The sequence below is a fragment of the Pseudomonas allii genome (assembly GCF_055380095.1).
Genome location: NZ_AP039450.1, coordinates 1479821 through 1503375 on the forward strand (window position 1 = coordinate 1479821; position 23555 = coordinate 1503375).

Consider the following 23555-nt stretch of genomic DNA (forward strand, 5'->3'; position numbering starts at 1 on the left):
GTTGAGAGAACAGCGCTACCGTTCGTCTGTTTTTCTAGTGTGGGCAGTCTGTACTAAGGCTGAATGAAAGCAATTTTCTGCGGGGCTTGCCGTGACAGGCGTCAAGCTGCAGCGTTTAATGACCACCTGTCCTTTGGAGTTGATGCTATGCGTAAGTCTGTTTTACTGGTTGCCTGCTTTACCACCCTGTCCTTGTTGCTGGGTGGCTGCGCCTCGAGTCTGACCGGCGACTCGTACTCCCGTGATGAGGCGCGTCGTGTTCAGACCGTGCGCATGGGTACCATCGAATCCTTGCGTCCGGTGAAAATCGAAGGCACCAAGACCCCAATCGGCGGCGCTGCCGGTGCAGTCATCGGCGGTGTTGGCGGCAGTGCCATTGGCGGTGGCCGTGGCAGTATCGTGACCGCGGTGATTGGCGCGGTTGCTGGCGGCCTGCTGGGTTCGGCCACCGAAGAAGGCCTGACCCGCACCCAGGGTGTGGAAATCACCGTCCGCGAAGACGACGGCAGCATGCGTGCCTACGTTCAGGCTGTGCAGGAAAATGAAATCTTCCGCATCGGCGACCGCGTACGCATCATGACCGTTGACGGTACCAGCCGCGTTACTCGCTAAACGTCGGGTGTAGAAATACAAAACCCCAACCGGGTGACTGGTTGGGGTTTTTGGTTTTATGGGAGGGAAACTCCTGCAGCGGCTACTTGCAAGTGCATAAATGGCAGGCAATAAAAAACCGCCTCGATAGGGCGGCTTTTTATTACAAGCCCAGTTAGTGGCTGGGGCTGCAACCTCAAGGATGCATCGACCTGCATCCGAAGGCTCACATGTTCCGGTAAGTGTGCTGGAGGTACGGCTCAACGTTAGGAGGGCCGAGTATGTCTAAGTTTGCCTGTGGCGAGGGAGCTTGCTCCCGTTGGGCTGCGTAGCAGCCCCAAAGTACTTGCCTAGCGCCTGATGCAATATCGTGATCACCTGAGAAGGGCCGCTTCGCGACCCAACGGGAGCAAGCTCCCTCGCCACAATGATTGTGCTTCGTCAGGTGTTTCAGGCCTTTTTACGACTCGCCATTGCCGTCACCGCATACCCGATACACGCCGCCAGAATCGACCCGGTCAAAATCCCCATCCGGTCTTCCCCGGCAAATTCACTGGCACCCGGCACAAATGCCAGCGAGCCAACGAACAGGCTCATGGTAAAGCCGATACCGCACAGGATCGCCACGCCAAACACCTGGCCCCAGTTCGCGCCGCTGGGCAGGGCGGCCAGGCCGGTCTTGATGGCTAGCCAGGTAAGGCCGAACACACCGATGGTCTTGCCGATCAGCAGCCCCGCGGCAATGCCCATGGGCACGTGGTGGGTGAAGCTTTCCAGGCTCACGCCGGTCAGGGACACGCCAGCGTTGGCAAAGGCGAACAGCGGCAGGATGCCGTAGGCCACCCACGGGTGCAGGGCATGCTCCAGCGTGAGCAGCGGCGAGGGCTCGGCGTTTTTGGTGCGCATCGGGATGCAGAACGCCAATGTCACACCGGCCAGCGTCGCATGCACGCCGCTCTTGAGCACGCACACCCACAGGATCAGCCCGACGATCAGGTACGGCCCGAGCTTGATCACGCCCAGGCGGTTCATCGCGATCAAGGCAATCAGGCAGGCGCCCGCACCCGCCAGGGCGGCACCGGACAGATCGGCGGAATAGAACACGGCGATCACGATGATCGCACCGAGGTCGTCAATGATCGCCAGGGTCATCAGGAACAGCTTCAACGACACTGGCACGCGCTTGCCCAGCAGGGCCAGCACGCCGAGGGCGAAGGCAATGTCGGTGGCCATGGGAATCGCCCAGCCGGAAAGCGCGGCAGGGTAGTCCTTGTTGATCGCCCAGTAGATCAGCGCCGGCACCACCATGCCGCCGATGGCGGCAGCGCCAGGCAGCACCACTTGCGAGGGCTTGGACAGGTGGCCGTCGAGCAACTCGCGCTTGACCTCCAGGCCGATCAGCAGGAAGAACAGAGCCATCAGGCCATCATTGATCCACAGCAGGGCGGGCTTGGCGATTTTCAACGCGCCAATCTGCGCCACCACCGGCACATCGAGAAACGCGCTGTACAGGTGCGACAAAGGTGAATTGTTGATGATCAGCGCCAAGGCCGCAGCCGCGATCAACAACAGACCGCTGGCGGCTTCCAGCTGGAAGAAACGGGTGAAAGTGCTACGCAGAGGCAAGGGATGCTCTCCAATCCAGGTTCAATAGGTGGGTACCCTAACCCGTACCGTTAGTTGTTAAAACAAAAGTTATATTCTTATTTGTTATAAGAGATTGGCTGGGGTGATGTTGGAGCCCAGCCTAGCAATTGTGTGTCCGATTGCGTCGGTACTGTATCTGTGTGGTCTGTAGGAAACCCCCTAAAATCAGGGCTGACACCTTCAGAGAAACTCTCCATGAGCGACCACCGTCCCTGGGCCCGCGAAGCCATTCGTATCATTGAAGCAGACTTCCAGCGCAGCGCCGACACGCACCTGATTCCCTTGCCGCTACCAGGCTTGCCAGGCATCGAGTTGTACTTCAAGGACGAGTCCAGCCATCCCACCGGCAGCCTGAAGCATCGGCTGGCCCGCTCGTTGTTCCTGTACGCATTGTGTAATGGCTGGCTTAAACCTGGTGCGCCGGTGATCGAAGCGTCCAGCGGCTCGACGGCGATTTCCGAGGCCTACTTTGCTCGTCTGCTGGGTTTGCCGTTTATTGCGGTAATGCCGGCCACCACGTCCCAGGAAAAAATCGCACAGATTGCCTTCTACGGAGGCAAGAGCCACCTGGTACAGGATCCGACGCAAATCTACGCCGAATCCGAACGCCTGGCGCGGGAAAGCGGTGGTCATTTCATGGACCAGTTCACCTACGCCGAACGTGCCACCGACTGGCGGGCGAACAACAACATTGCCGAGTCGATCTTCCAGCAGATGCGTTTCGAGCAGCATCCGGAGCCGAGTTGGTTGATCTCCAGCCCCGGCACCGGCGGTACCACCGCCACCCTCGGTCGTTATGTGCGCTACCGCCAGCACTGCACCCGTGTGTTGTGTGCTGATGCCGAACGTTCGGTGTTCTTTGATTTCTACCAGAGTGGTGATGCCAGCTTGCGCCTGGACTGCGGTTCGCGCATCGAAGGCATTGGCCGGCCACGGGTCGAGGCGTCGTTTTTGCCCAAGGTCATCGATGCGATGGTCAAGGTGCCGGACGCGCTGTCGTTGGCGGCCATGCACTACCTGGCTGAACGGCTGGGACGACGAGTCGGTGGTTCCAGCGGGACCAATCTGATTGGCGCCCTGGTCGCGGCGCAACAGATGAAAGCGGCAGGGGAGTCCGGCTCGATCGTGGCGATCTTGTGCGACGGGGGGGAGCGGTATGCCACAACCTATTACGACCAGGCCTGGCTGGCGGGGCAGGGCTATGCGTTGGACGGTTTGATTACGGCTGTTGCGGACAGTGTCGAGCGGGGCGAGCCATTGCCGGACAGCATCCTGCGGGCAAACATTTAACCTTGTAGGAGCCCGGCTTGCCGGCGATGGCGATCTTGAAGACGCTATCGCCGGCAGGGCAATGCGTCAGGCTTCCAGGCCCAACATATCCCGCGCCAACGCTTCGGCAATCCGAATCCCGTCCACGCCTGCCGACAGAATCCCACCGGCATAACCAGCACCTTCACCGGCAGGGAACAGCCCTTTCACGTTCAAACTCTGCATCGATTCGTTCCGGGTGATCCGCAACGGTGATGAGGTGCGCGTCTCGATGCCCGTCAACACCGCATCGTGCAACGAGTAGCCCTTGATCTGCTTCTCGAACGCTGGCAACGCTTCACGGATCGCTTCGATGGCGAAGTCCGGCAAGGCCAGGGCCAAATCGCCAAGAGACACGCCTGGTTTGTAGGAAGGCTCCACGCTACCCATCACGGTGGACGGCTTGCCGGCGATGAAATCGCCCACCAACTGTGCCGGGGCTTCGTAGTTGCTGCCGCCGAGGATATAGGCGTGGGACTCCAGGCGTTCCTGCAACTCGATACCCGCCAACGGGCCGCCTGGGTAATCCACCTCTGGGGTGATGCCGACCACGATGCCGGAGTTGGCGTTGCGCTCGTTGCGCGAGTACTGGCTCATGCCGTTGGTGACCACGCGGTTCGGCTCGGAAGTCGCCGCCACCACGGTGCCGCCCGGGCACATGCAGAAGCTGTAGACCGAGCGGCCGTTCTTGGCGTGGTGCACCAACTTGTAGTCGGCGGCACCGAGTTTCGGGTGGCCGGCGTATTTGCCCAGGCGCGCGGCGTCGATCAGCGACTGCGGGTGTTCGATACGGAAACCTACCGAGAACGGTTTGGCTTCCATGTACACGCCACGGGAATGGAGCATGCGGAACGTATCGCGGGCGCTGTGCCCCAGGGCCAGGATCACGTGTTTGGAGAGGATCTGCTCGCCGCCATCGATGACGACGCCGTTCAACTGGCCGTCTTCGATCAGCACATCGGTCACTCGTTGCTCGAAGCGCACCTCACCGCCCAGGGCGATGATCTGCTCGCGCATGTTTTCCACCACGCCGGTCAGGCGGAACGTACCGATATGCGGTTTGCTGACGTAGAGGATTTCTTCCGGCGCACCCGCCTTGACGAACTCGTGCAGCACTTTGCGGCCGTGGAATTTCGGGTCCTTGATCTGGCTGTACAGCTTGCCGTCGGAAAAGGTCCCGGCGCCGCCTTCACCGAATTGCACGTTGGACTCGGGGTTGAGCACGCTTTTGCGCCACAGGCCCCAAGTGTCCTTGGTGCGCTGACGCACTTCCTTGCCGCGCTCGAGGATGATCGGCTTGAAGCCCATCTGGGCCAGCAACAGCCCGGCGAAGATCCCGCACGGGCCGAAGCCGACGACGATCGGGCGTTCGGTCAGGCCTTGCGGTGCCTGGCCTACGACCTTGTAGCTGACATCCGGCGCCGGGTTGACGTTGCGGTCATCGGCAAACTTGAGCAGCAGGGCGGCTTCGCTCTTTACGTTCAGGTCGATGGTGTAGATGAAGCACAGCTCCGACGACTTCTTGCGCGCATCGTAGCTGCGTTTGAACAGGGTGAAATCGAGCAGGTCATCACTGGCGATGCCCAGGCGCTGCACGATGGCAGGCCGCAGGTCTTCTTCGGGATGGTCGATGGGCAGCTTGAGTTCGGTGATTCGTAACATGACGGGATCCGGTAGGCGGCGGGCAGAGAGGCCGGCTGTTTTGCAAACCGGCGATTATAAGCCCCAATGACCGTTTCCCGTCATGTTAAAACAGCATGGCGTCGCGTCAGTCGTCGCGCGAGCCGCCGAACGATGCGCAACCGCGCTGTACCTGGCCATTGACGCGCAACTCGGCGGTCATGTGCTGCAAACTGCCGCTGACCGGGTCGACACAACGCTGCGGCGCTACCCACAATTCCACGTGTTGGTTGTTGGCCTCGGTCATCAGGTTGAAGCGGCCGTCACCGATTTGCTCTTCCACATAAGGCACCGCCAGTGGCGGCTGGCCATCGCGATCCAGCACCAGGCCCTTGGCGGTGACGTTCATCACCCAGGTCGGCTTGTGGCCGTTGGCGCGCAGGATCATGCGCTTGAAGTCCGGGTCGCCGCAGGCCGAGGTGGAGCGCTCGACGCGGTAGAGTTGTTGCAGGTCGACGCTGCCCTCGGTGCCGCTGGCAACCCCGGAGAACTTGCCGCGCAGGTCGGCAAACAACGCGCCTTGCTGGCCGGCCAGTGAGGCCGCTTCCTGCAGGATGCTGGTACCGCCGGTGTCATTGACCACGTAATTGCGTTTGTCGTTGCACGGCTGGAACAGCAGTTTGCCGCCGACTGCGGTGAGTTCACCCTGCATGCGCGTCATCCCGGCGAGCGACGGCTTGGCAGGATCACTCTCGAACATCTGGCAGGCAGCGAACAAGGGAAGCAGGGCAAACAGGAACAGGGTATGGGCGGCACGCATTATCGGGTCTCCTGGCAAGTGCCGCCACGTTACGCACGCCAGCGCTGCATCACAAGCCCGTGACATAGTTTGAAGCGTCGGTACGGAACTGATGGGAAAAGTAGCACTGCCGATTGGACGTTTCCTACACTTGGATTTGGAGAGGCGTGAGAGTGTCGACCTCTTTTGATCGGGAGCAGCAATGAATATCAAAGGGTGTATCTGCGTTCTTATGCTCTGGGCGAATGCAGCCTTTTCAGACGAATCGGCCCAGCTCTCCTACTCGTCAGCCACTGACTTCACGCATATTTCGGTGACACTCAAGGGGGCTGAGAACCCTGCGGACCATGTTGAAGTGAATGTGTCACTGAGCCCAGAGGCGACAGCTAGGACAAAATCCATCACGTTGCTGGCCTATCAAAAGTACGTAACACTTTATGTAGACGGGTATCAATTGAGTACGTCCAGGGTTCACAGCCAACTGGGCGGGGCGTTCAGGTTTTTAGCCCCGCGTGCGCTGGTGGTTGAGTGGATGTCTCAGTTCTCATCTGAGACCGTTGCCGCTCAACCGACGATGTAGGTCTGCCCGGTCTGCAAACCCTCGACACTCTTCGCGTAGGCCAACGCCACGTCAGCACCTGCCGCGGGTTTGAAACCACGAAAATACGGTGCGTAGCTGCCCATGGCTTCCACCAGCACAGTCGGACTGACAGCATTTACGCGCAGGCCTCGTGGCAGCTCGATGGCGGCCGCTTTGACGAAGGCATCGATGGCGCCATTGACCAATGCAGCCGAGGCGCCGGTGCGGATCGGGTCGCGGTTGAGAATGCCACTGGTGAAGGTGAACGAGGCACCATCGTTGGCGAACTCACGACCGATCAGCAGCAGATTGACCTGGCCCATCAGCTTGTCACGCAAGCCCAGCTCGAAATCGCTCTCGCTCATTTCGCCCAATGCCACAAAGTTTACGCTGCCCGCCGCACAGACCAGCGCGTCGAACTTACCGGTCTGCTTGAACAGCTTGCGGATCGACGCGCTGTCGCTGATATCCACCTGGAAGTCACCGCTGCTGCGGCCGATGCTGATCACCTCGTGACGCTGAGCCAGTTCCGCCTTGACTGCCGAGCCGACGGTGCCGCTGGCGCCAATCAATAGGATTTTCATGGTGCTGTTCCTCCAAGGGTAAGTGAAGGTTCAGTCTAGAGTGGCTTTTTATCTGGATAAACGCACTAATAGGCAACCTTTGGTTTTCTTTTGGAAACAATCCATGAGTGAGATGGACGACTTGGCAGCCTTCGCCGTGCTGATCGAAGCCGGCAGTTTTACCGTCGCCGCCGAGCAACTGGGGTGCAGCAAAGGGCAATTGTCCAAGCGTATCAGCCAGCTGGAAGCGCGGTTCTCCGTGGTGTTACTGCACCGCACCACGCGCAAGCTCAGCCTGACCGCAGCCGGTGCGGCCTTGCTACCCCAGGCCCAGGCGCTGGTGGTGCAGGTGGATCGCGCCCGTCAGGCATTGGCCCGGCTCAAGGACGACCTTGCCGGGCCGGTGCGTATGACGGTGCCGGTGTCCTTGGGGGAAACCTTTTTTGATGGGTTGCTGCTGGAGTTTTCCAAGCAATACCCCCAGGTGCAGATCGAGCTGGAGCTCAATAACAACTATCGAGACCTGGCGCGAGATGGGTTCGACCTGGGGGTGCGCTCAGGCTCCATTGAGAACGAGCGCCTGGTGGTCAAGCCGTTGCTGGCCTGGCGTGAGATGACCTGTGCCAGCCCGGCTTATCTTGAGCAACACGGCGAACCGGCGACGCCGGCCGACCTGGCCAGCCATGCTTGCCTGCTCAATAGCCACTACAGCGGCCGTGAAGAGTGGTTGTACCACCAGCAGCACGAGTTATTACGGGTACGAGTCAGCGGCACCTTTGCCTCCAACCACTACAACCTGCTCAAAAAAGCCGCGCTGGTGGGGGCGGGTATTGCACGGTTGCCGTCCTACGTGCTGCCGGTGGAATTGGCGGATGGCCGACTGCGTTGGCTCCTGCGCGACTATCAGACGCGCAGCATGCCGATGTACCTGGTGCATCCGTATCAGGGCGGCTTGCCGCGTCGCACCCAGGTGTTGGCCGACTACCTGGTGGATTGGTTCAAGCGCAGCGGCGAAGCCCTGGACCGCCTTTAACGGTAGCGGCGAGCGATCAGGTGATCGATCGACAAGCGCCCCGGGCCCTTGGCGACCAGCAACAGCAATAACGCAAGCCAGGTGCCGTGGGTTGGGTAGGCGTCCGGGTAGACAAACAATTGAATGGTCAAGGTCATGCCGATCAGGGCCAGGGCCGAGAAGCGCGTGGCGAACCCGACGAGGATCAGCACCGGGAAAAAGTGCTCGGCAAACGCAGCCAAGTGCGCTGCGACTTCCGGCGATAGCAGCGGCACATGGTATTCGCTGCGAAACAGCGGTAGCGTCGAGGCTGCCAGGCGCGGTTCACCGAATTGGAAGGTGCCGTTGACCAAGTCTATGGCAAAGCCTTCGACTTTGGTTTGCCCGGATTTCCAGAACACTGCGGCAATCGAAAAGCGTGCGAGAAAGGCGATCAGGCTGTAGGGAATTTGCTCGAAAAGCGCGATGACCTGATTGATCAGGCCCGAAGGGCGAGTGTTCATGGCGATACCTTTTGTTCTGGATGCAAATGAGTAATGGCGTTGTGGCTGATCAGCAGCGCCAGGCATTGGTGCAGGTCAAACTCGGCGCCAGCCTCAAGCGCGTGCTCCACGGCGTTTTCCAAGGTCGCGCCCTGGGCCAGGCTGTTGATGAACGCGACAGCATCAGGGTTGACGGCGAATACCTTGACCTCCAGACCCTGGCGCAACACCAGGGCACTCTGTGGCTGCCAGGGATCCAGGTTTTCCAGGCCCCGCTCGGTCTGGTGTGCCGCCCACAGCGCTACGACGGCATAGGTTGAGTCCAGCGTGGCCAGGGAGGGATGCCATCGTACGCGCAGTCCACCCAGGTCCGTCTGACCTTGCAGTGCTTGCAGTACGGTCTGTTGATCCAGGGGTTGGCTGTCTGCCGCGTGGTAGGCCTGTACCCGCAAACGCTCCAGCCGGGCCATGTCGGCGAGATAAGGCACGCTGGCTGCCGGTTCGAATCCCTCGATGAAGCAGGCGAACGCGCTACCGTACTCGCTCATCAATGGGCTGGTGGGCGGGTGCGCTTGTGCATAAAGGCCGGCCATCGCGCGGAAAAACGCATCGCCCACCAGCTGCAACGTCACGGGAAAAGCCGCAGCCAACGCGTTGACCAATGAGCTGTGCACATTGTTGCGGTACACCGCGAAGCGGCTGGCTGGCTCGGCGCCATTACTGCTGTACAGACCGTCGGGGCAACGCAGGTCCGGTGCCAACAAGGCCGCGGTGAAGGCGTCATGCCGGCTCATGGGGTCACCTGTGAAAGATACCTGTCGGCTTGCCGGGCCTCGGCTTGCAGCACGCTGAACGCGGGCAGGTGGTTATCCCGCTCGATCAGCGTCGCCACTGGGCCGATGCGCGCCAGTACCGACTCGTAGAGTTGCCACACGGCGTTATCGACAGGGGCGCCGTGGTCATCGATCAACAAGCGATCACCCAGGCTGTCGGTGTCTTCGGCAAACCCGGCCAGATGAATCTCTGCCACCGCGTGCAACGGCAAGGCATCGATGTAGGACTGCGGATCACGTTGATGATTGATGCACGACACGTAGACGTTATTCACGTCCAGCAGCAAGCCACAGCCGGTACGGCGGATGATTTCGCTGATGAAGTCGGTTTCGTCCAGGGTGGAGCACTGGAATTGCAGGTAGGTCGACGGGTTTTCCAGCAGCATCGGCCGCCTGAGCGTGCTTTGCACCTGGTCGACGTGCTCGCACACCCGTTGCAGGGTGGCGTGGTCGTAGGCCAGGGGCAGCAGGTCGTTAAGGAACACCGGGCCGTGGCTGGACCAGGCCAAATGTTCGGAAAAGGAGTGAGGTTGATAGCGCTCGATCAGTGCCGCCAACCGTGCCAGGTGCTCACGGTCCGGCGGGGCTTCGCCACCGATGGACAAGCCCACACCGTGCAAGGACAGCGGGTACTGCGCGCGGATCAACCCCAAGTAATGATGAAAAGGGCCGCCGGCCACCATGTAGTTTTCGGCGTGCACTTCAAAAAAACCGATATCGGGTGAGGTCTCAAGTACTTCAATGAAGTGCTCATGCTTGAGACCCAGTCCGGCCCGACCGGGAAGGCCGGGCGCCTGAGCCTGGGAGACGGCTTGCAGGGATGAAAGAGTCATCATCAGTACTCAGGTTTTGCGAGGGATCAGGATTTAGCGGTGAAGGCCGCTTCCTGGCCGAAACCGGTCGGCGAGGTGGAGCTTGGGGTTTTGAGGCAGGTGCCGGCAGGGACCAGCTTCCAGGCGTTGGCCTGGTCTTTGACTTTCGAGGTGCCGGCGCAGGAAGTGCCGGCGCCTGCGGCGCAATCGTTCTTGCCAGCTTCAGCGACGCCGAAGCATTTCTGCATGTCGTCGGCAGCGTGGGCGGTGGTGGTCAGAGTGGACAGGCTCAGGGCAGAACCCAAGGCCAGGATCAGGGAAGCAGCAGACAGGGAACGGTTCGAAGTTTTCATGGTGTTTCTCCAATTTAATAAGGTCAGTCAAGGAAGCGATGATGCTTGCTTAACCTACTAGAGAACGTCGAGATTCGTACGTTACAGACGGATCTGAAATTTCTTTTATTTTTGTAGGATATTGAGCTGTCGTGTCGAGATGAGCGTTCTATCAGCCATAAAAAAACGGCCTGTAAAGGCCGTTTTCAAGAGTGGAGCGATTACCCGCCCAAGTACGCCTCACGTACCTTCGGATCGGTCAGCAACTGCTCGCCCGTGCCCTGCATCACCACCCGGCCGTTTTCCAGCACGTAGGCGCGGTCAGCAATCTTCAAGGCCTGGTTGGCGTTCTGCTCCACCAGGAACACCGTCACACCGTCCTTGCGCAGTTGTTCGATGATGTCGAAGATCTGCTGGATGATGATCGGCGCCAGGCCCAGGGAAGGTTCGTCCAGCAGCAACAACTTGGGCTTGCTCATCAGCGCCCGGCCGATGGCGAGCATTTGCTGCTCGCCGCCGGACATGGTGCCGCCGCGCTGGCTGAAGCGTTCCTTGAGCCGAGGGAACAGGTGCAGCACCTTGTCCATCTGCTCCTGATAGTCGCCCTTGTCGGTGAAGAAGCCGCCCATGGCGAGGTTTTCTTCGACCGTCAGGCGCGAGAACACGCGGCGGCCTTCCGGCACGACCGCAATGCTCTTGCGCATGATGTGGGACGACTGCTGCCCCACCAGCTCTTCACCCATGTAGCGGATGCTGCCGCTGTGGGCCTGGGGCGACCCGCACAAGGTCATCAGCAGGGTCGATTTGCCGGCACCGTTGGCGCCGATCAGCGTGACGATTTCACCTTGGCGCACTTCCACGTTGACGCTGTGCAGAGCCTGGATCTTGCCGTAGAAAGTGGAAACGTTTTCGAATTGCAGCATTTTACGCTTCCCCCAAATAGGCTTTGATCACTTCAGGATTGTCGCGGATCTGCTCCGGCGTCCCGTCGGCCAAAGGCGTGCCCTGGTTGATCACCACGATGTGGTCGGAAATGCTCATGACCAGCTTCATGTCGTGTTCGATCAACAGCACCGTGGCGTTGTTTTCTTCACGCAACACGCTGATCAGTGCCTTGAGGTCTTCGGTTTCCTTGGGGTTCAGGCCGGCAGCCGGTTCGTCGAGCATCAGGATCCGCGGGCGGGTCATCATGCAGCGGGCGATTTCCAGGCGACGTTGCTGACCGTAGGCCAGGGTGCCAGCAGGGCGGTTGGCAAACTCGGTGAGGTTGACCTTGTCCAGCCAGTACTCGGCGTATTCCATGGCCTCGCGCTCGCTCTTGCGGAACGAAGGGGTCTTGAACAGGCCTGCGAAGAAGTTGGTGTTCAGGTGACGGTGCTGGGCGATCAACAGGTTCTCGACCGCCGTCATATCCTTGAACAACCGCACGTTCTGAAAGGTCCGCACCACGCCCTTGCGGGCGATCTCGTGACCGGCCAGGCCCTGGATCGGCTGGCCGTCCAGCAGGATGCTGCCACCGCTCGGCTTGTAGAAGCCGGTGAGGCAGTTGAACACCGTGGTCTTGCCGGCACCGTTGGGGCCGATCAGCGCTACAACCTGTTTCTCTTTCACGGTCAGGGCCACGCCGTTGACCGCCAGCAAGCCGCCGAAGCGCATGCTCAAGTTTTCGACTTTCAGGATCTCGCGGCTCATTTGCGCAGCTCCATGTGTGGGCGTTGCATCGGGAGCAAACCTTGAGGACGCCAGATCATCATCAGCACCATCATGGCGCCGAACATCAACATGCGGTATTCGCTGAACTCACGCATCATCTCCGGCAGCAGGATCATCACGATCGCCGCCAGGATCACGCCCAGTTGCGAGCCCATGCCACCCAGCACCACGATGGCGAGGATGATCGCCGACTCGATAAAGGTGAACGACTCCGGGGTCACCAGGCCTTGGCGCGCGGCGAAGAAGCTGCCGGCGAAACCGGCGAACGCAGCACCCAGGGTAAAGGCGGAGAGCTTGATGATGGTCGGGTTCAGGCCCAGTGCGCGGCAGGCGATCTCATCTTCGCGCAGCGCTTCCCACGCACGGCCGATGGGCATGCGCAGCAGGCGGTTGATCACGAACAGCGCGGCCAATGCCAGCAGCAGCGCCACCAGGTACAGGAACACCACTTTGCTCACCGGGTTGTAGTCGATCCCGAAGTACTCGTGGAACGTCTGCATGCCTTCAGCGGCGGAACGGTCGAACGACAGCCCGAAGAACGTCGGCTTGGGGATGCTGCTGATGCCGTTGGGGCCACCGGTGATATCGGTGAGGTTACGCAGGAACAGGCGGATGATTTCACCGAAGCCCAGGGTCACGATCGCCAGGTAGTCGCCGCGCAGGCGCAGCACCGGAAAGCCCAGCAGGAAGCCGAACGTCGCCGCCGCCATGCCCGCCAGCGGCAGGCAGATCCAGAAGCTCCAGCCCAGGTAATGCGAGAGCAGCGCATAGGTGTAGGCACCCACGGCATAGAAGCCCACGTAACCCAGGTCGAGCAGGCCGGCCAGGCCCACCACGATGTTCAGGCCCAGGCCCAGCAACACGTAGATCAGGATCAGGGTGGCGATGTCGACCGCACCGCGCGAGCCGAAGAACGGCCAGATCAACGCGGCGATGATCAGGGCAATGATGATGTAGCGCTGGGTGCGCGGCAGGGTCAGGAATTGGCTGACCTTGGGCGATACCAACGGGCCACGGTTGCTCTTGAGCAAGGCATTGAACTGATCGCTGAACAACACGCGCAGGAACATCAGCACCGAACACAGGGCGATGACGGTCAGGGTCACGGGACCTGTGCCATGCACTTCAAGGTTGATGCCGACAATGCTCAGCTTGAGGCCGAGTACCGGGAAGGCCACGGCCCATACCAGCAAGGCGCTGAAAAACGCCGATTTAAGATATCTGCTCATACTTTCTCAACCTCCGGACGGCCCAGGATGCCGGTCGGACGGAACAACAGCACCAGAACCAACAGGCCGAACGCCACGACGTCCTTGTATTGGTCACCGAAGATATCGGCGCCAAAGGCTTCAGCCACACCCAGCACCAGGCCACCGAGCATTGCGCCCGGGATACTGCCGATGCCGCCCAATACCGCCGCGGTGAAAGCCTTGAGGCCTACCAGGAAACCGGCGTTGGGGTTGATCACGCCGTACTGCATGCTCAGCAGCACCGCCGCGACGGCGGCCAGCGCAGCACCGATCACGAAGGTCAGGGCGATGATGTTGTTGGTGTTGATGCCCAACAGGTTGGCCATCTTGATGTCTTCGGCGCAGGCCCGGCAGGCGCGCCCCAGACGGGAGCGGGAGATGAACAGGGTCAGGCCCAGCATCGCCACCAGGGTGACGACGAAGACCAGGACCTGCATGTAAGAAATCAGCACTTCTTGTGCGCCACCTGGGCCGAAGGAGAAGCTCCCCGGAATCAGGTTGGGAATGGACTTGTCCTTGGAGTCCTGGGACAGCAGTACAGTGTTCTGCAGGAAAATCGACATGCCGATGGCGGAAATCAGCGGGATCAAACGGTTGCTGCCACGCAAGGGACGGTAGGCAACGCGCTCGATACTGTAGCCATAGGCACTGGTCACGACGATCGATGCAAGGAACGCAGCGGTCATCAACAGCGGCAGGGAGTGGATACCCAGCATGGCCAGCCCGGCAAGGGCGATGAAGGCCACGTAGGAGCCAATCATGTACACCTCGCCATGGGCGAAGTTAATCATTCCAATGATGCCGTAAACCATTGTGTAGCCAATGGCTATCAAGGCATAGGTGCTGCCAACGGTCATGCCGTTAACCAGCGTTTGGAAAAAATGATAGATCTCAGGCATTACAGCGCTCCTAAAAACCCGATACGCATTTCACTGGTGGAGTCATGTTCCGGCCCCGTGCTGTGTTCTGTGAGCACATTTGCACAAAGCGTTTGCCAGCGAACCGCTGGTGACGGTTTTAAGATTTTCAGGTGAGCCAGCGCCCGGATCGCGGGTGTCAGGCCCATAAACCTCGTAAAACAAAGCCCACTGCTTTCACAGTGGGCTTGCTGGACCAGTAATGCCTGGCTTACTGAGGGGAAACTTCGGTTTTTGGTTTACCGAAGTGCCATTCGTAGACCACGAACTTGAAGTCCTTCAGGTCGCCCTTGGCGTCGAAGCTCAGGTCGCCGGTTGGGGTCTTGAAGGTGCCTGCGTGGATGGCGGCTGCCACTTTGGCGGTGTCTTCGGACTTCGCGGCAGCGATACCGCCGGCGATGACTTCAACTGCCGAGTAGGCCGGGAACACGAATGGACCGGTTGGGTCCTGCTTGTTCTTGGTGAACTCTTCAACGATCGCCTTGTTGGCCGGATCGGTGTCGAACGACTTCGGCAGGGTCACCAGCAGGCCTTCGGAAGCGTTCTGGGCGATTTGCGAGATGGAGTCGTTGCCGACACCTTCCGGGCCCATGAACTTGGCGTTCACGCCTTTTTCCTTGGCTTGGCGCAGGATCAGGCCCAGCTCAGGGTGGTAGCCGCCGTAGTAGACGAAGTCGACGTTGGCTTGTTTGAGCTTCTGAATGAGCGAACCGAAGTCTTTGTCGCCAGCGTTGATGCCTTCGAATAGGGCAACTTTCACGCCTTTCTTCTCGAGGGTCTGTTTGACGGCGGTGGCGATGCCTTCACCGTACTGCTGCTTGTCGTGAATGACTGCAACGACTTTTGGTTTCACGTGGTCGGCAATGTAGTTACCGGCCGCAGGGCCTTGAGCGCTGTCCAGGCCGATGGTGCGGAAGACCAGTTTGTAGCCACGGGAAGTGATTTCCGGGCTGGTGGCAGCCGGGGTGATCATGATCACGCCTTCGTCTTCATAGATGTCGGAGGCTGGCTGAGTGGAGCTGGAGCAGAGGTGGCCGACCACGAACTTGACGCCGTCGTTGACCACTTTGTTGGCCACGGCAACGGCTTGTTTAGGATCGCAAGCGTCGTCGTACTCCTTGGCTTCAAGCATTTTGCCGTCGACGCCGCCCTTGGCGTTGATGTCGGCGATGGCTTGCTTGGCACCCATGAATTGCATGTCGCCGTATTGCGTCACAGGACCGGTTTTAGGACCTGCGATACCGATCTTGATGGTGTCGGCTGCGAACGAATGGCCGGCAACCCCAGCCAGGACCATAGCGGCAAACAGTTTGGAAATCTGCTTAGTAGCCTTATTCATAGTGCTCCACTCTTACTGTTGTATTTTTTATAGTTCTAGCGGCCTTGTGAGCTGCAGAACCGGATCAGATATCTCGGATATCCCCCCGGCAGTGCCCTGGCAACTGTACCGGTACAGTGTAGAGCGCCGGTTGATCGCTTGAAAAGCTGGCTGCTGGGGGCAAAACCCGGGTGTGTCGCTTAAATGAAAGAAAAAGACAGAATTGCGGCGGGGTGATGCCAGAGTTTCGGGCAATCCTTGGCTTTCCTGACACTTTCAATCGATGACGCATTTGCAACTGGGTTTTTCTGCCTGACGCTCGACGTTATGATTGCGCCGATTTTTTATTCAGGTGAACTCCCATGACGCAAGAACCTAGCACCCTCTATGCCAAGCTGCTCGGTGAAACTGCCGAAATTTCCTGGAAGGAGCTTGAGCCGTTCTTTGCCAAGGGTGCCCTATTGTGGGTCGACGCTGGCCTGGATTTGATCGAGGCAGCCGAAGGCATGGCCGAGGATAACCGCGACAAAGTCGCCGCGTGGCTGGCTGCGGGGAGCCTTGGCGAAGTGTCTGCGACGCGGGCATTGGACCTGGTTGAGCGTGATCCAAGCTTGTGGGCGGTGGTGGTTTCGCCCTGGATACTGATCCAGGAAAGGGCGGCGTAAAGAATGAGCGCACTAAAAAGGTGCGCAATTCAGGCTGTCAGAAGTGTGTAGCGGAGTAACCGCCGGCACCGTGATGGCACCTTGCCGTAGAGAAAGGTCACAGGTGAGGGTGACGTAAACGTCACGGGAACAGTTATCCCCGTGGCACAAGCGCCGTAAAATTGTTTCCCGGTATGTTCGCATTGCATTGCAGGAGCCGGCGGTCCGGCTCCTGCAGGCAGGTCAGGCGGTCTTGCCCGTGTGGTTGTTCAGCGAGATCACCTTGGTCTTGCCAATCCGGTGGCGGTAGATCTCACGCAAGTACTTGATCGCCTTCTTCACGCAATCCCGTGACAGGCGAATGTCATTGATTGACACGAACTTCTCTTTGTCGTTGATCAACTCGCGGTACTTCTTCTCATACATCGGCTTGATCGCGTACCAGTTGGTGTCGAGGATCTTCGCCGGGTTTTCGAACTCGTTGAGCAACTCGTCGATACGGTCTTCGTCGAAGTCCTCGTGGATGATGAAGTCCAGGATCGAGTTGTCCAGGGTGTCATCGAAGCGGTACGGGTTACGCGCGAAGCAGCGTTTGATGAAGGCCACGATCAACGTGAGGAAGTCATCCGACAGGCACGGGCTCTTGGCGATCAGGGTGGTCAGCGACAGGTTGGCCGAGGCGCCGATCACCAGGGCGTAGCGCTTGAGCGTGGTGTTGGGGAACAGGCTGTTGAGGTGGGTCTTGAGCCGGTTCAAGTCCATGTAGGACAACTTGTAGTCCTTGGGCAGCGACACAATCGACACCACCGACGAGCAGTTCTTGAAGAAGTGCAGGTCATGCAGCGCGGCGGCGTCGTAGCCAGAGTTCTTGTACTGTTCCAGGGACGCCTTGTAGCGCTTGGATTCGATTGGCAACAGGCTGATGCCTTCGATGGCCTGGGTGACCTTGTTGAAGTGCGGCAGGTCGATGGAACGGAAGAACAGGTCGTCGATGTTCAGGCGCTGCGGCTCTTTCTCGAACACCTTGAACTTGTCGTTCGACGGCGCCGGGGTTTCCGGGACCACGGACTCGGCGTAGGCAATCGCCACCGGGCCGGCCAGGCTCATGAACAGGTCGTTGGCATCCAGGCGAATGGTTTCGCCGATGTCGATGCCGGCGCGCCGGAAGTAGTTCTGGTCGTAGTCGGTGGTCACGGCCTGGGCGGTGAGGATGTTGAAGATCTGCTGGGAAATGTACTGGTTGGCGTGTTTTTCCATGGCATTGACGTCAATGTTCTGGATATTGCCGTCATCGCTTTCTTCGGCATAACGCATGATGTCGTTGGAGATCAGCATCATCGCGTTCCACGGCCGGATCCGCCCCTTCACGCTGGCTTCGCTGCTGTCTTCATTGGCGAAGTTGTACGAAAAATCCCATTCTTCCGACAGGTATTTGCACAGCAGTCGCCCGGCGTTGATGTGCAGCGCCTCGGACATTTCGCTGCGGTGGTCGGAAATGTTCGGCAGCACGCAGATGCCGCTGGTGAAGATCGGCTCGAACACAAAGGCGTGGCCGCTCTTGCTGTCGTGCTCGTCGGCGGGCTTGGTGTCGAAGGTCTTGTTCATGTACGAGTGTTGCTGGGCCAGGCCGAACTCCGAGGCCATGCCTGAACCCGTGCCGCCGCCAGCGCTGAAGATCGAAAAGTACAGGCGCGACTGGTTGGCCTTGATGCCGCAGGAGTCGATCAGGTACGAGTGGATCATCTTCCAGTCGGGGCTGGAAAAACGCTGGGTGTCTTTGTTCAGGATGATCTTGGCCAGGTACTGGCCGAGGATCGGCGCGTTACCGGCGCCGCCGGCATGGACCTCCGACAGGTCCATGATTTTCATCTTGCTGTAGTCGCGCAGGAAGCCGCTTTTCTCGCCTTTGCGCGAGAAGCGGATACGCCCGGCGATGTCCTTGTCCAAGTCACCCAGCATCACCAGCGGCTCCACCAGGAACACCGGTTTGCTGGCCTTGCCGCTGCCCAGTCGCAGGTTGTTGCGGATCCACTGGGCCGGGCTGTAGCCCTTGTCCTGTGACTTGTCTTCGTTGCTGAATTCGTTCAGGTAGAACTTGCGCGCGTTGTACACCAGTTCCGCCACGTCCAGCGCGATGTTCGAACCGCAGCGGCCCAGGCCGATCAGGCACACCGAGGGGAATTCCTGTTCGTTGCGCGGATCGCTGTCGCCTTCCAGGTGGGGCGGGCGCGGGAACACCATGTCGCGCAGGCCGTCGAGGTTGTCGAGGATGCGGTCGGTATTGGTCTCGGTGAAGTACAGGTATTGCTGGGTGGCCAGCGGGCGGGCGGTGCTCAATGACTTTGAATCTGAGGGTGTGTCCGCAGGAGCTGGGAGCAACACGTCGGATACCACGGTGGCAGAGTTATTTTTAGAAGTCATTGTGCGCCATGTGCCTGGGCGGATGGCTGAAACATGTCAAGGGGCCATCACGGAATGGGTGTTCGCGACTTTACAGTGCGTCCTTGTCCTGGACGATTGGGTTTTACCCCGATGATTTCAGGGAAAACACGGCCGGACTCTGATGAATCGGCCGTTCGTCGGGGTTCTTTAGGCAAATGATGGCGAAATGCCAAAGATTGGGCGTCAGCGAATTGGCCTGACGATGGACGTGGAACCTCCCCGGCCAGGGGACGGCTCTTTGGGGACGCTGCTGTCCTTGGCGCCCAGGGTGCTATGCGGGTACAGCGGGTTACGCAGTTTGATGCCCTGCATCACGCCAATAATGTCACTGGCCGGCACCGCCGGGCTCAGCAGGTAGCCCTGGACGAAGTCGCAGCCATGCTTGAGCAGCAGCTCGAACTGGGCCTGGGTTTCCACGCCTTCGGTCACGACTTCCAAGTGCAGGGTGTGGGCCATGCCGATAATCGCCTGGACGATCTCGATATCGGCGGTGGACTTGGGAATATCCTGGATAAACGAGCGATCAATCTTCAACGTGTTGAGTGGCAGCCGCTTGAGGTAGGCGAGGGAGGAGTAGCCGGTGCCAAAGTCATCGATGGCCAGCGACACACCCAGCGCGCGGATTTGCCGCAGCAACGCCAGGGTGCTGCTGATGTTGCCCATCAGCGCATTTTCGGTGACTTCCAGTTCCAGGCGGTTCGCGCCGATCCCGCTGAAGCGCAAGGCGTCTTCAATTTCATCCGCCAACTCATCACGGGCCAGGTTCAGGGCTGAGCAATTCACCGCCATGGTCAGATCGGTGTAGCCCCGGTCAGACAGCAGGCTCAGGTCATGACAGGCCTGGCGCAGTACCCAGTGGTCCAGTTCGGCAATCAGCCCGTTGCTTTCGGCGATGCCGATAAACCGGTCCGGCGCCAGCAACCCGTGCTGGGGATGCTGCCAGCGCACCAAGGCTTCCAGCCGCGTGACCTTGTCCAGTTTCATGTCAAAGATCGGTTGATAGAACAACACCAGTTGGTTGCGGGTGCGCAGGGCGCTGCGCAGTTCTTCCTCCAATTGCAGTTCGAGGAAGGCACGGGTCTTCAGGTTGGAGCTGAAGAAATTCAAGTTGTTACGCCCGGCGTCCTTGGACTGGTACAGCGCCAGGTCGGCGGTTTTCAGCAGTTCTTCGCAGGTCAGGCCGTCATCGGGGAAAAGGCTGATGCCAATACTGGTGGTCATCACCATGCGCCGGCCGGCCAGCTCGATGGGTTCTTTCATCTGCTGCATGATGCGCTGGGCCAGGTGCCGCGCTTCGTCGCGGTGGTGGATGCTGATCAGGATGCAGAACTCATCGCCGCCAAAGCGTGCCACCACATCCGCGTGGCTGCGCACTGAGCCCTTGATATGCCCGGCCAGCACGGTGAGCAACTGGTCGCCGGCGTCATGCCCGAGGCTGTCGTTGATGCGTTTGAAGTGGTCGATATCGAGGAAGATCACCGCCATCATGCCGTTTGACGCGGTTTTTTCGGCGAGCTTCTCGGCAAAGATCTGATTGAAGCCGCGACGATTGAGCAGGCTGGTGAGGGCGTCGTAATGCGCCACCTGTTGCAGCGATGCGCGGGCCTGGTCGAGTTCGCTGAGCAGGGCGTTGACCCGCCGCAGGTCGCGTTCCTTGTGCTGCAGTTTTTTGTCGGCCAGGGCGGCGCTGATGCTGCTGCCGATCACCAGCAGGGTGATGACGGCCACCGACAAGCCCAGTTGAATGGGGTTGTTATCCAGTGGCAACGAAAGGTCGGCCCCGTTGGGAACGATGAGTTGCATGGCCGCCATGCCGGTAAAGTGCATGCTCAGGATCCCGGCGCCGAGTACCAGGCTGGCGGCATACTTGAGCAGCTGATGGAACACACCGGCGCCGGTACGCAGGTAGCTCGACAGCAACAGCGCAGCCAGGCTGGCGCCGATAGCGATACCCACCGAGGCCATGAACAGTCCCGACTCGAAATAGACTTTGGCCTGCGAGCGCATGGCTGACATACCGACGTAGTGCATCAGGGCGATGCCAATGCCCATCCACACCGACGCCAGCAGGTACTGGTGGAAACGCAGGTTGGAATGACTGAGGGTCTGCATGGCGAACAACGAGGCGACCAACGCAATCAACAGCGAAGCAAACGTCATCAACAATTCGTAGTGGATTGCGATGGGTGCCTGGAACGCCAGCATGCTGATGAAGTGGGTGGACCAGATCCCGCCTGCCAGGCAACCGGCGCCGAGCCAGCGCCAGTGGCGTCTGGCGGTAGGGTCCTCGACATGGCCGACACGTTCGGCCATGTCCAGCGTGCCGAAGCCCGCCGCGCAAGCGACCAGATAGGCGAGCAGCACCAGAAAGGGGTTATGACTGCAATTGAGTAATAAGTGCCCGCTCTCTGGAAGCTCGGTAAAAAAATGCAGACCTAGCCATTCCATAGCATGTCCCGTCATAGAGTCACGTCACTGCCTGAGGCGATGACCTATGAGGTCGAGTATAGAAGCGTAGGAGATTTCGCAAGTCGTAATGGCACTTTGCTTCTCTACGATTTTGGCATGCCGTCCATAGCGTTTGATGCTAAGCGCTGATCGGCAACGCCAGTTCGAAAGGCTCTTCCAGCGGTGCCAGGCCAAAGGCGGCGCGGGCTGCATCGCAATCGGCGTTGTGCACGCCCTGGTACCACGAGGACTCGAACTCACGGCACACGCTGGAGCGTTGCTCGTAGATCGTGCAACGGGTGCCCTGGCCCACTTCACCCTCCAGGCTGCAGCAGCGCGCGGGTTTTTGGTCGGTGCCGATCATGGCCACGCGGGTCGGGTTGATCTGCACCACCAGGTCATCGGGCACCGTGCCCCCCGACGAGGCGCACTCACCCCAGAAGAAAGACACACGAAAGTGTGAACAGCAGGCACCGCAATTCAGACACGGACTGGCTTCGGACATGGGCGTCATCGATAAGAAAAGTAGGTTGGGGATGCTACGGAAGGCTCGCCATTCTATCCGTGCCATGGCCATTGGGAAGGGGGGCGCGCACTTATATTTTTGTGGGGAAAGTCCCGTGTTGCCGGGCAAAATCATGCCCTATCAGCTTTACGAATCATTACAGACAACCGGGCCCTGCCTGACTATGTTGCAGGTACCGGGCAGGATGCATCGGGCATCGCAGCTCTCATAACAATAAAAGAGACGGACCCATGCAGAACTCGACCCAAGCGGCGAATGCCTGGCGCATTCTGTTCCTGCTGTTCCTGGCCAACCTGTTCAACTTCTTCGACCGCACCATCCCGGCGATCATCATCGAGCCAATCCGCATGGAATGGCACCTGAGCGACTTCCAGCTCGGCATCATCGGCACCGCCTTCACCATCGTCTACGCGATTGCCGGGCTGCCGCTCGGGCGTCTGGCCGACACCGGCTCGCGCAGCAAACTGATGGGCTGGGGCCTGTTCGCCTGGAGCGGGCTGACGGCGATCAATGGCCTGGTCGGCAGCTTCTGGACCTTTCTACTGGTGCGCATGGGCATCGGCATTGGCGAAGCCAGCTATGCGCCGGCCGCCAACTCGCTGATTGGCGACCTGTTCCCGGCACACCGCCGTGCGCGGGCCATGGGGATCTTCATGCTGGGCCTGCCGTTGGGCCTGTTGCTGGCGTTCTTCACCATCGGCTGGATGGTCAAGGCGTTCGACAGCTGGCGTGCACCGTTCTTTATCGCTGCGGTGCCGGGGCTGATCCTGGCGGTGTTCATGTTCTATATCAAGGAGCCAAAGCGCGGCGCGGCAGAAACCGTGCAAGTTTCCCAGGAGCGCGTCGACCGCCCGATCCGCCGCGTGCTGGCGGTGCCGACCTTCCTGTGGCTGGTGCTGGCCGGGTTGTGCTTCAACTTCGCGACGTATGCCTGCAACTCGTTCCTGGTGCCGATGTTGCAGCGTTACTTCCTGATGCCATTGCAGGATGCTGCGGTCGCCACCGGCGTGATCGTCGGCCTGACCGGCCTGGTGGGCCTGACCCTGGGCGGCTGGATTGCCGACAAGATCCATCAGCGGGTGGCCAACGGTCGCCTGTTGTTCGCCGCGTTCAGCCTGATCATTTCCACGGTGACCACCGCGTGGGCGTTGCACGCCGGGCGCATCGAGATTGGTGTGTTTGTGGCGCTGTTCAGCGTGGGCTGGTTGTTTGCCTACAACTTCTACACCTGCGTGTACACAGCGATCCAGGACGTGGTCGAGCCGCGCCTGCGGGCCACGGCGATGGCGCTGTTCTTCGCCGGCCTGTACTTGCTGGGCGGTGGCATGGGGCCGATCGTGGTGGGTGGCTTGTCTGATCACTTTGCCCATTCGGCGATGTATGCGGCGGGGGCGCAGCAGATGACCGAGGCTTACAAGGCGGTGGGATTGCACGACGCCATGTACCTGATTCCGGTGGCGTTGTTCCTGACCATGCTGTTCCTGTTCCAGGCGTCGCGCAGTTTTGTGCGCGATGCCAAGCGGATGAAGGATGGGTTGGGGGTGGTTGAGGTGCCTGCTTCGGCGGTGACCGCTTGATATTGAGGTGACGCCATCGGGGGCAAGCCCCCTCCCACATTTGACTGGGTTGTCATATCGATCACCGATCAATTGTGGGAGGGGGCTTGCCCCCGATGGGGCCTCCAAGGCCAATGAAAAAGGCCCGCATTGCGCGGGCCT

General features: G+C 59.9%; 22 protein-coding genes. 6 read left to right on the plus strand and 16 right to left on the minus strand.

Annotated elements, in window-relative coordinates; genetic code table 11:
- The first annotated feature begins 147 nt into the window (after positions 1 to 147).
- Complete coding sequence (locus ACZ445_RS06630; RefSeq protein WP_003189251.1) at positions 148 to 612, plus strand: outer membrane lipoprotein; 465 nt, start codon at positions 148 to 150, stop codon at positions 610 to 612.
- Between the two features lie 429 nt (positions 613 to 1041).
- On the opposite strand, the gene nhaA is transcribed toward ACZ445_RS06630, so the two are convergent.
- Positions 1042 to 2217, minus strand: a complete 1176-nt coding sequence (nhaA, locus tag ACZ445_RS06635) for a Na+/H+ antiporter NhaA (RefSeq protein WP_058425241.1) — start codon at positions 2215 to 2217, stop codon at positions 1042 to 1044.
- Between the two features lie 216 nt (positions 2218 to 2433).
- On the opposite strand from nhaA, the gene ACZ445_RS06640 reads away from it, so the two are divergent.
- On the plus strand, positions 2434 to 3528 hold the full coding sequence (locus tag ACZ445_RS06640) for a PLP-dependent cysteine synthase family protein (RefSeq protein ID WP_071496891.1): 1095 nt from the start codon (positions 2434 to 2436) through the stop codon (positions 3526 to 3528).
- 66 nt (positions 3529 to 3594) lie between these two features.
- Here ACZ445_RS06640 and ACZ445_RS06645 read toward each other — a convergent pair whose 3' ends face one another.
- A complete protein-coding gene (locus tag ACZ445_RS06645; RefSeq protein ID WP_058425239.1) occupies positions 3595 to 5208 on the minus strand; it encodes an NAD(P)/FAD-dependent oxidoreductase in 1614 nt (537 codons plus the stop codon).
- Positions 5209 to 5314: 106 nt separating this feature from the next.
- On the minus strand, positions 5315 to 5986 hold the full coding sequence (locus ACZ445_RS06650) for a COG3650 family protein (protein WP_058425238.1): 672 nt from the start codon (positions 5984 to 5986) through the stop codon (positions 5315 to 5317).
- Positions 5987 to 6167: 181 nt separating this feature from the next.
- Between ACZ445_RS06650 and ACZ445_RS06655 the strand changes: the two genes are divergently transcribed.
- Complete coding sequence (locus ACZ445_RS06655; protein ID WP_179028385.1) at positions 6168 to 6545, plus strand: hypothetical protein; 378 nt, start codon at positions 6168 to 6170, stop codon at positions 6543 to 6545.
- Here the strand turns inward: ACZ445_RS06655 and ACZ445_RS06660 are convergent.
- Complete coding sequence (locus tag ACZ445_RS06660) at positions 6530 to 7129, minus strand: short chain dehydrogenase (protein WP_058425237.1); 600 nt, start codon at positions 7127 to 7129, stop codon at positions 6530 to 6532. The genes ACZ445_RS06655 and ACZ445_RS06660 overlap by 16 nt on opposite strands.
- A 103-nt stretch (positions 7130 to 7232) precedes the next feature.
- Here ACZ445_RS06660 and ACZ445_RS06665 point away from each other — a divergent pair, with 103 nt between their 5' ends.
- On the plus strand, positions 7233 to 8141 hold the full coding sequence (locus tag ACZ445_RS06665; RefSeq protein ID WP_464708104.1) for a LysR family transcriptional regulator: 909 nt from the start codon (positions 7233 to 7235) through the stop codon (positions 8139 to 8141).
- Here ACZ445_RS06665 and ACZ445_RS06670 read toward each other — a convergent pair.
- The 9 genes from ACZ445_RS06670 to ACZ445_RS06710 form a co-directional block, all read right to left on the minus strand.
- Positions 8138 to 8623 carry a DoxX family protein gene (locus ACZ445_RS06670; protein ID WP_179028383.1) on the minus strand — a complete coding sequence of 162 codons (486 nt, stop codon included), beginning with the start codon at positions 8621 to 8623 and terminating at the stop codon, positions 8138 to 8140. The two genes, ACZ445_RS06665 and ACZ445_RS06670, sit on opposite strands and share 4 nt — an antisense overlap.
- Positions 8620 to 9396 carry an HvfC/BufC N-terminal domain-containing protein gene (locus tag ACZ445_RS06675; protein ID WP_179028382.1) on the minus strand — a complete coding sequence of 259 codons (777 nt, stop codon included), beginning with the start codon at positions 9394 to 9396 and terminating at the stop codon, positions 8620 to 8622. The genes ACZ445_RS06670 and ACZ445_RS06675 overlap by 4 nt, the downstream gene beginning before the upstream one ends.
- Positions 9393 to 10271 carry an MNIO family bufferin maturase gene (bufB, locus tag ACZ445_RS06680; protein WP_058425233.1) on the minus strand — a complete coding sequence of 293 codons (879 nt, stop codon included), beginning with the start codon at positions 10269 to 10271 and terminating at the stop codon, positions 9393 to 9395. Before bufB ends, ACZ445_RS06675 begins: the two co-directional genes overlap by 4 nt.
- Before the next feature lie 23 nt (positions 10272 to 10294).
- Positions 10295 to 10600, minus strand: a complete 306-nt coding sequence (locus ACZ445_RS06685; RefSeq protein WP_058425232.1) for a BufA1 family periplasmic bufferin-type metallophore — start codon at positions 10598 to 10600, stop codon at positions 10295 to 10297.
- Positions 10601 to 10800: 200 nt separating this feature from the next.
- On the minus strand, positions 10801 to 11502 hold the full coding sequence (locus ACZ445_RS06690; RefSeq protein ID WP_017844798.1) for an ABC transporter ATP-binding protein: 702 nt from the start codon (positions 11500 to 11502) through the stop codon (positions 10801 to 10803).
- A 1-nt stretch (position 11503) separates the two neighbouring features.
- Entirely contained in the window at positions 11504 to 12271 is a 768-nt protein-coding gene (gene livG, locus ACZ445_RS06695; RefSeq protein ID WP_058425231.1) for a high-affinity branched-chain amino acid ABC transporter ATP-binding protein LivG, read from the minus strand.
- Positions 12268 to 13521: a high-affinity branched-chain amino acid ABC transporter permease LivM gene (locus tag ACZ445_RS06700; RefSeq protein WP_058425230.1), complete on the minus strand. Its 1254-nt coding sequence runs from the start codon at positions 13519 to 13521 to the stop codon at positions 12268 to 12270. The genes livG and ACZ445_RS06700 overlap by 4 nt, the downstream gene beginning before the upstream one ends.
- The gene (gene livH, locus ACZ445_RS06705) at positions 13518 to 14441 is read right to left on the minus strand and encodes a high-affinity branched-chain amino acid ABC transporter permease LivH (protein ID WP_058425229.1); all 924 of its coding nucleotides are present in this window, start codon (positions 14439 to 14441) and stop codon (positions 13518 to 13520) included. Before livH ends, ACZ445_RS06700 begins: the two co-directional genes overlap by 4 nt.
- 229 nt (positions 14442 to 14670) lie before the next feature.
- Complete coding sequence (locus ACZ445_RS06710; RefSeq protein WP_058425228.1) at positions 14671 to 15798, minus strand: branched-chain amino acid ABC transporter substrate-binding protein; 1128 nt, start codon at positions 15796 to 15798, stop codon at positions 14671 to 14673.
- Positions 15799 to 16139: 341 nt separating this feature from the next.
- On the opposite strand from ACZ445_RS06710, the gene ACZ445_RS06715 reads away from it, so the two are divergent.
- On the plus strand, positions 16140 to 16442 hold the full coding sequence (locus ACZ445_RS06715; protein WP_017530446.1) for a DUF2288 domain-containing protein: 303 nt from the start codon (positions 16140 to 16142) through the stop codon (positions 16440 to 16442).
- Positions 16443 to 16664: 222 nt separating this feature from the next.
- Here ACZ445_RS06715 and ACZ445_RS06720 read toward each other — a convergent pair whose 3' ends face one another.
- The 3 genes from ACZ445_RS06720 to ACZ445_RS06730 form a co-directional block, all read right to left on the minus strand.
- The gene (locus ACZ445_RS06720; RefSeq protein WP_058425227.1) at positions 16665 to 18842 is read right to left on the minus strand and encodes a hypothetical protein; all 2178 of its coding nucleotides are present in this window, start codon (positions 18840 to 18842) and stop codon (positions 16665 to 16667) included.
- Between the two features lie 204 nt (positions 18843 to 19046).
- Positions 19047 to 21311 carry a putative bifunctional diguanylate cyclase/phosphodiesterase gene (locus ACZ445_RS06725; protein ID WP_058425226.1) on the minus strand — a complete coding sequence of 755 codons (2265 nt, stop codon included), beginning with the start codon at positions 21309 to 21311 and terminating at the stop codon, positions 19047 to 19049.
- 139 nt (positions 21312 to 21450) lie between these two features.
- Positions 21451 to 21816 (minus strand): YkgJ family cysteine cluster protein, encoded by a 366-nt coding sequence (locus ACZ445_RS06730; protein WP_310862672.1) that lies wholly within the window; start codon positions 21814 to 21816, stop codon positions 21451 to 21453.
- Between the two features lie 251 nt (positions 21817 to 22067).
- Between ACZ445_RS06730 and ACZ445_RS06735 the strand changes: the two genes are divergently transcribed.
- Complete coding sequence (locus ACZ445_RS06735; protein ID WP_058425223.1) at positions 22068 to 23414, plus strand: spinster family MFS transporter; 1347 nt, start codon at positions 22068 to 22070, stop codon at positions 23412 to 23414.
- The last annotated feature ends 141 nt before the right edge of the window (positions 23415 to 23555 follow it).

Coding starts and splice junctions, on each gene's coding strand:
- ACZ445_RS06670 (WP_179028383.1), bottom strand. CDS start 8,623: ATGAACACTCGCCCTTCGGGCCTGATCAATCAGGTCATCGCGCTTTTC.
- bufB (WP_058425233.1), bottom strand. CDS start 10,271: ATGATGACTCTTTCATCCCTGCAAGCCGTCTCCCAGGCTCAGGCGCCC.
- ACZ445_RS06645 (WP_058425239.1), bottom strand. CDS start 5,208: ATGTTACGAATCACCGAACTCAAGCTGCCCATCGACCATCCCGAAGAA.
- livH (WP_058425229.1), bottom strand. CDS start 14,441: ATGCCTGAGATCTATCATTTTTTCCAAACGCTGGTTAACGGCATGACC.
- ACZ445_RS06675 (WP_179028382.1), bottom strand. CDS start 9,396: ATGAGCCGGCATGACGCCTTCACCGCGGCCTTGTTGGCACCGGACCTG.
- ACZ445_RS06700 (WP_058425230.1), bottom strand. CDS start 13,521: ATGAGCAGATATCTTAAATCGGCGTTTTTCAGCGCCTTGCTGGTATGG.
- ACZ445_RS06640 (WP_071496891.1), top strand. CDS start 2,434: ATGAGCGACCACCGTCCCTGGGCCCGCGAAGCCATTCGTATCATTGAA.
- ACZ445_RS06690 (WP_017844798.1), bottom strand. CDS start 11,502: ATGCTGCAATTCGAAAACGTTTCCACTTTCTACGGCAAGATCCAGGCT.
- ACZ445_RS06665 (WP_464708104.1), top strand. CDS start 7,233: ATGAGTGAGATGGACGACTTGGCAGCCTTCGCCGTGCTGATCGAAGCC.
- ACZ445_RS06630 (WP_003189251.1), top strand. CDS start 148: ATGCGTAAGTCTGTTTTACTGGTTGCCTGCTTTACCACCCTGTCCTTG.
- ACZ445_RS06685 (WP_058425232.1), bottom strand. CDS start 10,600: ATGAAAACTTCGAACCGTTCCCTGTCTGCTGCTTCCCTGATCCTGGCC.
- ACZ445_RS06660 (WP_058425237.1), bottom strand. CDS start 7,129: ATGAAAATCCTATTGATTGGCGCCAGCGGCACCGTCGGCTCGGCAGTC.
- ACZ445_RS06730 (WP_310862672.1), bottom strand. CDS start 21,816: ATGTCCGAAGCCAGTCCGTGTCTGAATTGCGGTGCCTGCTGTTCACAC.
- ACZ445_RS06720 (WP_058425227.1), bottom strand. CDS start 18,842: ATGACTTCTAAAAATAACTCTGCCACCGTGGTATCCGACGTGTTGCTC.
- ACZ445_RS06655 (WP_179028385.1), top strand. CDS start 6,168: ATGAATATCAAAGGGTGTATCTGCGTTCTTATGCTCTGGGCGAATGCA.
- ACZ445_RS06710 (WP_058425228.1), bottom strand. CDS start 15,798: ATGAATAAGGCTACTAAGCAGATTTCCAAACTGTTTGCCGCTATGGTC.
- livG (WP_058425231.1), bottom strand. CDS start 12,271: ATGAGCCGCGAGATCCTGAAAGTCGAAAACTTGAGCATGCGCTTCGGC.
- ACZ445_RS06650 (WP_058425238.1), bottom strand. CDS start 5,986: ATGCGTGCCGCCCATACCCTGTTCCTGTTTGCCCTGCTTCCCTTGTTC.
- ACZ445_RS06725 (WP_058425226.1), bottom strand. CDS start 21,311: ATGGAATGGCTAGGTCTGCATTTTTTTACCGAGCTTCCAGAGAGCGGG.
- ACZ445_RS06715 (WP_017530446.1), top strand. CDS start 16,140: ATGACGCAAGAACCTAGCACCCTCTATGCCAAGCTGCTCGGTGAAACT.
- ACZ445_RS06735 (WP_058425223.1), top strand. CDS start 22,068: ATGCAGAACTCGACCCAAGCGGCGAATGCCTGGCGCATTCTGTTCCTG.